This window comes from Halomonas sp. ATBC28 (assembly GCF_005937175.1).
Taxonomy (GTDB): domain Bacteria; phylum Pseudomonadota; class Gammaproteobacteria; order Pseudomonadales; family Halomonadaceae; genus Vreelandella; species Vreelandella titanicae.
Genome location: NZ_VCQL01000044.1, coordinates 1 through 10,656, shown reverse-complemented (window position 1 = coordinate 10,656; position 10,656 = coordinate 1). Strand labels below are relative to the sequence as shown.

The 10,656-nt window shown below is 55.7% G+C and carries 12 protein-coding genes; 10 read left to right on the top strand and 2 right to left on the bottom strand.

Translation table 11 applies throughout. The annotated features are described in order from the left end of the window. From E0L35_RS24990 to E0L35_RS24960, 7 genes are all read left to right on the top strand, one after another. On the top strand, window positions 1–1,205 hold a 1,205-nt coding region (locus E0L35_RS24990), incomplete at its 5' end, for a transketolase C-terminal domain-containing protein (RefSeq protein WP_283241552.1). Between the two features lie 3 nt (window positions 1,206–1,208). Continuing rightward, on the top strand, window positions 1,209–1,562 hold the full coding sequence (locus E0L35_RS24985; protein ID WP_027958960.1) for a CidA/LrgA family protein: 354 nt from the start codon (window positions 1,209–1,211) through the stop codon (window positions 1,560–1,562). Next, window positions 1,552–2,277 carry an LrgB family protein gene (locus tag E0L35_RS24980; protein ID WP_009288691.1) on the top strand — a complete coding sequence of 242 codons (726 nt, stop codon included), beginning with the start codon at window positions 1,552–1,554 and terminating at the stop codon, window positions 2,275–2,277. The genes E0L35_RS24985 and E0L35_RS24980 overlap by 11 nt, the downstream gene beginning before the upstream one ends. Window positions 2,278–2,385: 108 nt before the next feature. After that, the gene (locus E0L35_RS24975) at window positions 2,386–3,423 is read left to right on the top strand and encodes a glyceraldehyde 3-phosphate dehydrogenase NAD-binding domain-containing protein (RefSeq protein WP_041159555.1); all 1,038 of its coding nucleotides are present in this window, start codon (window positions 2,386–2,388) and stop codon (window positions 3,421–3,423) included. A 60-nt stretch (window positions 3,424–3,483) separates the two neighbouring features. Further along, window positions 3,484–4,665, top strand: coding sequence for a phosphoglycerate kinase (locus tag E0L35_RS24970; protein WP_138801700.1), 1,182 nt, complete (start codon window positions 3,484–3,486; stop codon window positions 4,663–4,665). 106 nt (window positions 4,666–4,771) lie between these two features. Then, window positions 4,772–5,836: a class II fructose-bisphosphate aldolase gene (gene fba, locus E0L35_RS24965; RefSeq protein ID WP_009288694.1), complete on the top strand. Its 1,065-nt coding sequence runs from the start codon at window positions 4,772–4,774 to the stop codon at window positions 5,834–5,836. A gap of 150 nt (window positions 5,837–5,986) precedes the next feature. Continuing rightward, the gene (locus E0L35_RS24960; protein ID WP_223828045.1) at window positions 5,987–6,337 is read left to right on the top strand and encodes a hypothetical protein; all 351 of its coding nucleotides are present in this window, start codon (window positions 5,987–5,989) and stop codon (window positions 6,335–6,337) included. Between the two features lie 16 nt (window positions 6,338–6,353). Here E0L35_RS24960 and E0L35_RS24955 read toward each other — a convergent pair whose 3' ends face one another. Further along, on the bottom strand, window positions 6,354–6,785 hold the full coding sequence (locus E0L35_RS24955; protein ID WP_138801699.1) for a hypothetical protein: 432 nt from the start codon (window positions 6,783–6,785) through the stop codon (window positions 6,354–6,356). Between the two features lie 286 nt (window positions 6,786–7,071). Here E0L35_RS24955 and E0L35_RS24950 point away from each other — a divergent pair, with 286 nt between their 5' ends. The 3 genes from E0L35_RS24950 (at window position 7,072) to E0L35_RS24940 (ending at window position 9,128) form a co-directional block, all read left to right on the top strand. Further along, window positions 7,072–7,770, top strand: a complete 699-nt coding sequence (locus E0L35_RS24950) for an HAD-IA family hydrolase (protein ID WP_027958964.1) — start codon at window positions 7,072–7,074, stop codon at window positions 7,768–7,770. A gap of 2 nt (window positions 7,771–7,772) precedes the next feature. After that, window positions 7,773–8,147 carry a translation initiation factor Sui1 gene (locus E0L35_RS24945; protein ID WP_027958965.1) on the top strand — a complete coding sequence of 125 codons (375 nt, stop codon included), beginning with the start codon at window positions 7,773–7,775 and terminating at the stop codon, window positions 8,145–8,147. A gap of 72 nt (window positions 8,148–8,219) precedes the next feature. Then, window positions 8,220–9,128: a nuclease-related domain-containing protein gene (locus tag E0L35_RS24940; RefSeq protein ID WP_138801698.1), complete on the top strand. Its 909-nt coding sequence runs from the start codon at window positions 8,220–8,222 to the stop codon at window positions 9,126–9,128. Window positions 9,129–9,139: 11 nt separating this feature from the next. On the opposite strand, the gene E0L35_RS24935 is transcribed toward E0L35_RS24940, so the two are convergent. Next, the gene (locus E0L35_RS24935; protein ID WP_138801697.1) at window positions 9,140–10,471 is read right to left on the bottom strand and encodes a deoxyguanosinetriphosphate triphosphohydrolase; all 1,332 of its coding nucleotides are present in this window, start codon (window positions 10,469–10,471) and stop codon (window positions 9,140–9,142) included. Window positions 10,472–10,656: the final 185 nt, after the last annotated feature.

Here is a 10,656-nt window from a genome sequence, read left to right as displayed (position 1 = left end):
CCCCCTTAGGCGACGACGAAGTGGCCCTGGCACGCACTCAGCTCGACTGGCCCCATGCGCCCTTCCATATTCCCGAGCCGATCTACTCCGCCTGGGATGCCCGTGAAGCGGGCAAAGCGGCTCAGCAGGCGTGGGACGCGCGGTTTGCCCGCTATGCGGAAGCCTTCCCCACGGAAGCGCGGGAGTTCACCCGCCGGATGAAGCGCCAGTTACCCGCGGAACTGCCCACCGAAGCCTTGATCGAGCAGGCCCAAGAGCGTGGCGAGACCATTGCGTCACGCAAAGCCTCGTTCGAAGCACTCAATGTGATTGGCCCACAAATGCCGGAACTGCTGGGTGGCAGTGCCGACCTGGCGCCGTCTAACCTGACCTTCTGGAAAGGCGCCAAAGCGATCACCCCGGAAGACGCCAGCGGCAACTACCTGCACTACGGTGTGCGTGAGTTCGGCATGGGGGCGGTCATGAACGGCATCGCTCTCCACGGCGGCCTGGTGCCTTACGGTGCGACCTTCCTGATCTTTATGGAGTACATGCGTAACTCGATCCGCATGGCGTCGCTGATGGGCCAGCAGGTGATTTACGTGTTTACCCATGACTCCATCGGCCTGGGTGAAGATGGCCCGACTCACCAGCCCATTGAGCAGCTCACCAGCCTGCGTACCACGCCGAATCTAAACACCTGGCGCCCCTGTGATGCGGTGGAAACCGCCGCCGCCTGGGATGCGGCCATCAAGCGTCACTCTGGCCCCACGGCGCTGGTGCTGTCACGCCAGAACCTGCCCCACCAGCAGCGCACTAAAGCTCAGTTGGCAGCCATTCAGAACGGTGCGTACGTTCTTAAGGACAGCGAAGGAACGCCGGAGTTGATTCTGATTGCCACCGGTTCTGAAGTCGGCCTGGCGATGGACGCCGCCGCCGAGCTCGAGCAGCAGGGCAAAGCGGTACGCGTGGTCTCCATGCCCTCGGCCTATCGCTTTAACGGCCAGGACGCCGAGTACCGTGAGAGCGTGTTGCCCAAGGCGGTGACCAAGCGTATCGCCATCGAAGCCGCCCATGCCGACTACTGGTACAAGTATGTGGGTCTTGACGGCCGCGTGATCGGCATGACCACCTACGGTGAATCCGCACCAGCGGGGGATCTGTTCAAGCACTTCGGCTTTACCGTCGACAATGTGGTCAAGCAAGCCAACGAACTACTCGGCTAAGCCATGCCAGCACTCAGTGGCTTTCTATGGCTGATTAGCTACTGGCTTATCGGTGAAGTGGTAATCCACTTCACCGCTTTGCCGATCTCGTCAGGCGTGATCGGCATGTTGCTGCTCTGCGCTACGCTCGCCGTCCGTGGCCGTGTCCCTAGCAGCATTGCCGCTGCCGCCCAGCCGCTTATTGCGCTCCTCGCTATGCTGATTATGCCCGGGGTTGTAGGAGTGTTTTTCATCATCGGCGAACTGGCTGGGCAGTGGAGTGCCATTCTTATTGCCTTGGTGTTGGGTACGTTACTCAGCGTGATAACCACGCTGTGGCTGCTCAAGCGACTAATCGGGCAGCCGCATGTCCGCTGATACACCGCTGCTCACTTTATTAACCACCACCCCGCTATTTGCGGTGGGGTTAACGCTCGCCGCTTATTTGCTTGGTAGTGCTCTGTTCCAGCGTTTAAAGCGCCCTTCTTGGCTTCCCGCTATTTTGATCGCGGCGCTGCTACTGGCGGGAGCGTTAGCGCTGATAGGGCTGCCTTACGCTACCTATCAGCAGGGGGCCACATGGCTAACGGTGCTATTGGGGCCAGCCACAGTGGCGCTGGGTATGCCGCTTTATCAACAGTTGCCGCGGATTGTTGAATTATGGCGACCGCTGGCGATTTGTTTACCCATCGCCGCAACGCTGGCAGCTTGCTATTCACTGGCAATTGCTTGGTTACTGGGCAGCTCGGACACCATACTCGCTTCCATTGCCGCTAAATCGGTAACCGCGCCTATCGCTATCGGCATTACGGAACAGCTTGGTGGTACGGTAGCCCTGCTGTTGGGTGCGCTGCTGGTCACCGGGGTGATCACGATTCCCTGTGTCAGCCTCGCTGCGCGTTGGCTGCATATTGACGATGAGCGCTTGATCGGTTTCGCCCTGGGGCTTAACGGCCATGCCATTGGCACGGTAAGAGCATTTGAGATCAGCCCCACCGCTGGGGCTTTTGCATCACTGGGCATGAGCCTTACCGGTATTTTCACCGCAGTACTGTTGCCACTCGCCTGGCGATTAATAAGCATGGGCAGCTGATAGGCACCGGCAGTTAGTAAGAATCGTCCGCTGAAATACGTTATCATCGCAACGAGTTCTAGCCTATTTCGATTATTGTTGATTCACTTTTAAGAGCCACCCTTCTGCATGGCTAATTCTGCTCCCAGGTATCGCATCGCCATTAACGGTTACGGACGCATTGGCCAATGCGTGTTGCGGGCGCTCGTCGAGCGGCGACACCCCGAACTTGAAGTGGTCGCCATTAATGAACTCTCTGATCTCGCGACCATCACCTATCTAACCCGTTACGACACCACCCATGGCCGCTTTCCCGGTGACGTCGATAACGACGGTCAGTACCTTATCGTCAACGGCCAGCGCATCCAGGTACTCTGCGAACAAGATCCACACAAGTTACCCTGGAAGGCGCTTGATGTGGATCTGGTGCTGGAGTGCTCCGGGAGCTTTAAAGATCGTGCCACCGCTGAGCTGCACTTAGCGGCAGGCGCTAAGCGGCTGCTGTTTTCCCAGCCAGCGGAAAATGATGTCGATGCCACCATTGTGTGGGGCATTAATGAAGGCGAGCTGGCGCTTTCCCAGCGCATACTCTCTGCCGCTTCGTGCACCACCAACTGCCTGGTGCCGCTGTTGACCGTTCTGGATGAAGCTCTCGGCCTTGAGCACGGTGTCACCACGACGATTCATTCGGCGATGAATGACCAGCCGGTGATCGATGCCTACCACCAGACCGACCTGCGTCTGACCCGCTCGGCAATGCACTCCATTGTGCCGGTGGATACCGGCTTGGCGCTGGGTATTAGCCGCTTGATGCCCAATCTTGCGAACCGCTTTGAGTGCCTGCACGTACGTGTTCCCACTATCAATGTCTCTGCCATGGACGTGGCACTCACCGTCAGCCGCGACACTCACCGCGACGATGTAAATAACCTGCTGCTGGCCGCCAGTCAGCAGCGCTTAAAGGGCGTGCTTGGCTATACTGAAGCGCCTATGGCGTCGGTTGATTTTAATCACGACCCTCGCTCAGGCATCCTGGACGCTACCCAAACCCGAGTGGCTGGCAAGCGCCTTATCAAACTGCTGTGCTGGTTCGACAATGAGTGGGGGTTCGCTAACCGTATGCTCGATATTAGCCAGCGACTGGCCAGACTTTCGACAGAAACGTAACCTATTTGCATTAACTGTTTATATTGAGTTCCACGGCCTAAACACGAGGAAACCGCTTCCATGAATGTAAAAAAGATGACTGACCTTCCCCTGGAAGGACAACGCGTGCTGATTCGTGAAGATTTGAATGTGCCCATCAAACATGGCCGCGTCTCCAGCGATGCCCGCCTGCGCGCCGCACTGCCGACCATTCAAGCCGCCGCAAAGGCTGGGGCGAAGGTGATGTTGATGAGCCATTTAGGGCGCCCCACCGAAGGTGAACCCGCTGAGGAGTTTTCCCTCGCGCCGGTGGCTGAGCACTTGGGTGAACTGTTAGGCCGCTCAGTGCCGCTGATCAAAGCCTATCTCGGTGAAACGGCCGGCGAAACGCTGGATCTCGCCAATGGCGACGTCGTACTGCTAGAGAACGTGCGCTTTAACAGCGGCGAGAAAAAAGATGATGAGCAGTTGGCGAAACAGTACGCCGCGCTGTGCGATATCTTTGTGATGGACGCTTTTGGCACCGCCCACCGTGCCCAAGCCTCTACCCACGGCGTGGCGCGTTTTGCCCCTAGCGCCTGCGCTGGCCCTTTGCTTGCCCAGGAACTCGATGCACTTGAGAAAGCGCTGGCACACCCGGCTCGGCCCATGGCAGCCATCGTCGGCGGCTCGAAGGTCTCTACCAAGCTGGATGTCCTCACCGCGCTGGCTGATAAATGTGATCAACTGATTGTCGGCGGCGGCATCGCCAACACCTTTATTGCCGCCGCGGGGTACAATGTCGGTAAATCACTCCATGAGGCTGATTTGGTGGGCCAAGCCAAAGCACTGATGGAGAAGGTCTCGATTCCACTTCCTACCGATGTTGTCGTTGCCACCGAGTTTTCTGAGTCGGCCAAGGCCGTTGTCAAGCCGGTCGACCAGGTGGCTGATAACGAGATGATTCTGGATATTGGCCCAGACACCGCTGCACATTTGGCCAGCATGCTTAAGGATGCAGGCACTATTTTATGGAATGGGCCTGTCGGCGTCTTTGAAATCGATCAATTCGGTAAAGGTACCCAGGTAATCGCCCAGGCTATCGCTGATAGCGCAGGTTTCTCTATTGCCGGTGGCGGCGATACCTTAGCGGCCATTGATAAATATGCTATTGCGGATCGCGTTTCGTACATTTCAACCGGTGGCGGCGCCTTTCTTGAGTATGTCGAAGGCAAGCAGTTGCCTGCCGTTGCTGCACTCGAAGCCGCCGCCAAACGCGGTTAACATTACACGACTTGAATCTAAACACTCACCATCGTTCAAACTGGTAGCTCAGTCTTTAAACCCAATTTTGACAACCCAGTCTTTACAACATAGATAAGGTAACTTCATGGCTTTGATCAGCATGCGCCAGATGCTCGACCACGCCGCCGAATATGGTTACGGCATTCCGGCGTTCAACGTCAACAACCTTGAGCAGATGCGCGCCATTATGGAAGCCGCTGATGCCACCGATTCGCCGGTCATCGTGCAAGCATCTGCCGGTGCACGCAAGTACGCGGGTGCGCCCTTCCTGCGCCATCTGATTTTGGCGGCCGTCGAAGAGTTTCCGCATATCCCTGTGGTCATGCACCAGGATCACGGCACCAGCCCTGCGGTCTGCCAGCGTTCTATTCAGCTCGGCTTCTCCTCGGTGATGATGGATGGCTCGCTGGGTGAAGATGGTAAAACGCCCACCGACTACGACTATAACGTCAATGTTACCCGCCGCGCGGTGGAAATGGCTCACGCCTGTGGCGTTTCCGTCGAAGGCGAGTTGGGCTGCCTGGGCAGCCTGGAAACCGGCATGGCCGGTGAAGAAGACGGTATTGGCGCGGAAGGCAAGCTGGATATGGAGCAACTGCTTACCGACCCAGAAGAAGCCGCAGAGTTTGTGAAAGCGACCCATGTGGACGCACTGGCGATTGCCATTGGCACCAGCCACGGCGCTTACAAGTTCACTAAGCCGCCTACCGGTGACACGCTCTCTATCCAGCGTATTAAAGAGATCCACGCGCGAATTCCGGACACCCATCTGGTCATGCACGGCTCTTCTTCTGTTCCCCAGGAGTGGCTGGAAGTGATTAACCAGCACGGCGGTGAGATCCCCGAAACGTACGGCGTGCCAGTCGAAGAGATCGTTGAGGGCATTAAGCACGGCGTGCGTAAGGTCAACATCGACACCGACCTACGCTTGGCGTCTACCGGTGCCGTGCGTCGCTTCCTGGCTGAGAACCCGTCAGAATTCGACCCACGTAAGTTCTTGAAAGAGACCGTTACCGCGATGCGCGATCTATGTATCGCCCGCTACGAAGCCTTTGGTACGGCCGGCAATGCCAGTAAGATTAAGCCGATCAGCTTGGAAGAGATGTTCCTGCGCTATGAGCGCGGCGAACTGGCTCCCAAGGTAAAATAAGCTTGTAATTGGCTCACTTTCGAAAAAGACGACCAACCGGTCGTCTTTTTTTGTGGCTAATTAAATAGATATTGCAATGCAGCATAGATGCGCTAACACTGGAGATGAGGTCACGATGTCTCGTGTTCCAGCAAGGAGGCCACAACGCTGATGAAACCCACAACTTCCCTTCCCCTAATGCCCACTCCCCCGGTAGCGATGTTCGATATATGGAAAGTCGGTATCATGGCCTTTGAGCTATGGTCGACGTCTTTGTCGACGATCACTATGCGAAATCATTTATGGCAAACACAGCCGTTTTTCAGCCCCAAAATGATGCAAGAAAATCAACGTATGGTCACCGAAAAACTCGAGGCCAGCATGGAAGCTGGCCTCGTCATGCAAAAAGCGCTGCTCAACTCAATGAGCGGCAAGCAGGCTCCCTGGTGGGTGACCAGCCAGCGCACAATGAAGCCTTACCATCAGCGTAGTAGCGCTAACTCGCGCCGACTCGCCCAGTAACGCTTAGGCACTGACGTTATTCATTATCGTCGGTGTCATCCTCGTCATCTTCGCTATTCTCTTCTTCGCTACTGTGAATAGCATCGTCGGGACTACCAGTGCCGCCCGTGCCCGCCTCTGGGTTTCGCTCTTCACTCTCACCAGATTCTAACTCGACGTCAGCCTCGCCCTCGCTAGTGGCTACTTCTTCGTTTTTCTCTTCCTCCTCTTCTTCTTCACGGACGCGTGCCTGCTCATCAGCGCCTTCGGAATCGCTAGAAGAAGCGCCTTCACCTTCATCACGCTTTACTGATCCCGCTTTAATGCCGTACTCCTCTTCAAGCGTTTCATCATCCAGAGGTTCGTGCTGTTCACCCTCAGACGCATGATTATCAGCAAACACATAGCCAGTGGTCGTTAATAAGGCAGCGCTAAGTGCAAAGGGTAGAAACCAAGGGGTTAATCGCATTAGGCATTCTCCATGTTGTGATTATGAAAGAATAGTGCATCCCCACTATCTCTTCAGCGCAGCTGAGGCATTTCCATCGCTTGTACTACTGCGTCTGCTGACGCTAGATGGCCTACAACAGTAGCCAGCAAAATGAGTGTAGCCATTTAAGCTGGCTCAAGAGTCACGTTCAGGCAAGCAAAAAATAACAAAACAGTGTTCACAAATGACGTAAAATCCCGTTCAATAGCAGTATGGATGGCTTCAACTAACACTGGCAGTGCATAAGCCGCTGCAAGGAACCACAATGCCGCTCCCACTTTTGCTGTTTGACTGTGATGGCACTCTTGTCGATAGCGAGCCGCTACTGGCTGAAGAGATGGCTGCCGGGCTCAATTCAGTAGGCCTGCCTTTCGCGTCTACTGATTATCTTGGCGAATTTCGTGGAGCGCGCTTTCGACGCATCGTTGCTGAACTGCAACAACGCTACGGTAACGTTGACCCTGACCAGCTTGACCGCATGGAAGTCTCTATGCGAGCCAATCTAGCCACCCGGCTTGCCCAAGAGCTGACCACCATTCCCGGCGCCCAAGAAGCGCTGGATACTCTGGCGGCTTATCCCAGTGCAGTGGTTTCTAATGGGCCTGAAAGCAAAATTCATACGGCTTTAGAAGCGACAGGGCTCAGCCACTACTTCGGTAAACGTTTTTTCAGTGGCTATACCGCTAATTGCTGGAAGCCCGAACCCTGTTTACATCTACACGCAGCGAGTATCATGGGCTATTCAGCGCATGACTGCATTGCCATAGACGATGCCTTAGTAGGCGTACGCGCGGCGCTTCAGGCGGGAATGACGGTGATCCACTTAAACCGTTTCCCGGATGCCGAGACAACGCCTGAAAACGCTATCATGATTAGTAATATGTATCAGCTACCCGCTGTAGTGGAGCGACTCACCCGTGAGTATTGGCAAACCCCTGTGCCCCAACACTCAATTGGAGGATAAAAATGGCCTCTTTACGAGACCAGCTCGGTGGGCTGGTTTATTCCACCGAACATGGCAAAACCTGCCCCACTTGCCGCGAGCCACTCAATGACTGCCACTGCGATGATCTGAGCGAACAGCAGCGGCTGGCGGCGCTTGATGGCGTAGTACGCATTCGCCGCGAAACGAGTGGCCGTAAAGGTAAAGGCGTGACCACCGTCAGTGGCATTCCTCTGCCTGGCGAAGAGCTTAAAACGTTAGCTAAAACGCTTAAAAAGCGGTGTGGAACGGGTGGGGCAGTTAAAGAGGGTATTATTGAAATTCAAGGCGACCACCGCGACACCCTGCGTCAGGAGTTAAGCGCCCTTGGCTACCAAGTTAAACTCGCTGGGGGTTAGCCTCCTCTACGCCACTATAACTTTCCATCGGGGCTTACCATCGGGTAAGTCACTATAGAGCAAGGCACTGCAATGGCTTGGCTGGAATACGTGCTACCCCTGATTTTTTTATTCCCCATGGCGGCAATGGCCAGTATTGTCCTCGCGCTGCGCAGCCTGCACGATGCTCGCGTTCACTCTCCATTCAACGCCCCCCTTCATGAGCCGGGTCAAGCGCTACGGCACCGCCTTGACCAAGCGTTTTCCAGCCTTTTTTTAAATGGTGCATTAGGGCCCATTATCAGCCTCGCTCCGCTAGTTTACGGAATGGGCCGTATGTTATTTGTGGATAAGCAGGACTGGGTTGAGTGGGCGCTGTATGGGCTGCTTAGTACGTTGCTGGTACTGACTTTTTCATTATTGCTGGTACGCGACTATCAGCGTATCCGACGGCTAAAGTTAGGCTTAGCCTGTGAGCTCGCCGTTGGCCAAGAGCTGGAGCGCTTAGTCCGCCCTGATGCACACCCTTACTATGTATTCCACGATGTGCCTACCGATAGCTTCACGATCGATCACGTCGTAGTAACGCCCCATGGCGTATTTGTGGTTGAGACACGGGCAAGAACACTCGCTATCGGCACCGATGGCAATGAGCTCAATACAGTCGCGGTGGAACGCGAGCGGTTGCGCTTTCCCCATGGGCAAGAACGTCGGCCACTGCATAAAACTCGCCAAGGGGTTAACTGGCTGACTCACTGGTTAGAGCGGCGCTGTGGCGTGCCCGTCCCGGTACGGGGCGTATTGGTGCTGCCGGGTTGGAAAATAGATAACAGCGAAGCCGCTCCTGATATTTTAGTGGTCAGCGGGGACACGCTTGCTAAGCAGCTGACCGAGCTGACCCCAGGCCCACTCAACGATGCCATCCATGACAAGGTCATTAATGTGCTTCTTGAGCGCGCTCAGTTGATGGAGTTGAAGCACCTGAGCCAACCTTCGGTTTAATTAAACAGTACTCAATCACCGCGCAGTCGGCCGCCCATCTCCTGGGCTAGATCCACCGCGTAGTGGTCTGTCATCCCACCGATAAAGTCCAGCATTCGCCGATAGCTATCGTAGAGTGACCAAGATGGCAGGGGCGTGTTTTCACCTATCAGGGCCAGTACACGCTGGTGTTTAAACGATGAGTGCCCTGTGTGGTGAAGCTCGTGTGCAGCGCCAATAAAGGCTTCCAACAGGATACCCAGTGTCGTATAGGCGCCAATCTCGAGCTTCGCCTTACGCTCATTCTGGAAAATGCGCTCTCGAGCCAACTGCTTCGCCGCTTGAACACCCCATCCCAGGTCAGGGTGGCACAGCTCCAACAGATCCTCACTGAGTGTGCCGCTCAGCAGGGCCTGCTCGTGCTGCACAAACACCGTGCCAACATCATTGACCGCGCGCTCCATCGCAGCTCCTCGCAGCAGTGCAATGCGGCGCCGCTGTGACACATTACGATCTTGCATTTCGGCATACTCGGGCGGAAACTCTCCGGCAATTTGGCGCAGTATTTCGACAACCTCTTCATAGCGCAAGATGCCCATCTCCAAACCATCTTCCAGATCCAACAGGGCATAGCAGATATCATCTGCCGCCTCGACCAGCCACGCCAGTGGATGGCGACACCAGCGCTGCTCGCCTTGGGGCAACAACCCTACCGCTTCAGCCACCTCTTTGAGCAGCACCTGCTCTGACTGATAGGCGCCAAACTTGCCCGCTCGACCACCATAACGAACCGTCCAAGGGTATTTAAGCAATGCACCCAAGGTGGCCGCAGAAAGCCGCATACCGCCATTAAACTGGTTATATTCGATCTGGGTAATCACCCGAAAACCCTGGGCGTTGCCTTCATAGGTCAACAGATCTTCGCGCTCAGCGTTTGAAAGGCCTTCTAACAGGCCACTGCTTTGAGCGCGCTGAAACCAATCACGGATTGCATACTCTCCCGCATGGCCAAAAGGGGGATTCCCGATGTCATGTCCCAGGCACGCTGTTTGGACAATGACGCCAAGGTCAGCAGGCGTAATCCATTCAGGCAGGCGATCGCGCAGCAACTCCCCCACAATCATGCCCAAGGAGCGGCCTACACAGCCAACCTCCAGCGAGTGAGTTAGGCGCGTATGAATATGATCGTTTTCGGTTAGCGGATGCACCTGGGTCTTGCGCCCTAGGCGTCTAAATGAACCTGAGAAAACAATACGGTCGTGATCTTTATGAAACGGGCTACGACCGATTTCACGGGTACTTGTTGAGCGTTGATCGTGAAGACGTCGTGGGGAAAGTAACTGTTCCCAGCGCATCTGAGTCATGGGCATTCCTCCTGAGGAGTGCATTCTGACATAAAACGCCGGAAAACCGCACGTTAGTGTGAGGCGTGAGGCGTGAGGCGTGAGGCGTGAGGCGTGAGGCGTGAGGCGTGAGGCGTGAGGCGTGAGGCGTGAGGCGTGAGGCGTGAGGCGTGAGGCGTGAGGTGGAACAGGATATTCGTTAGATA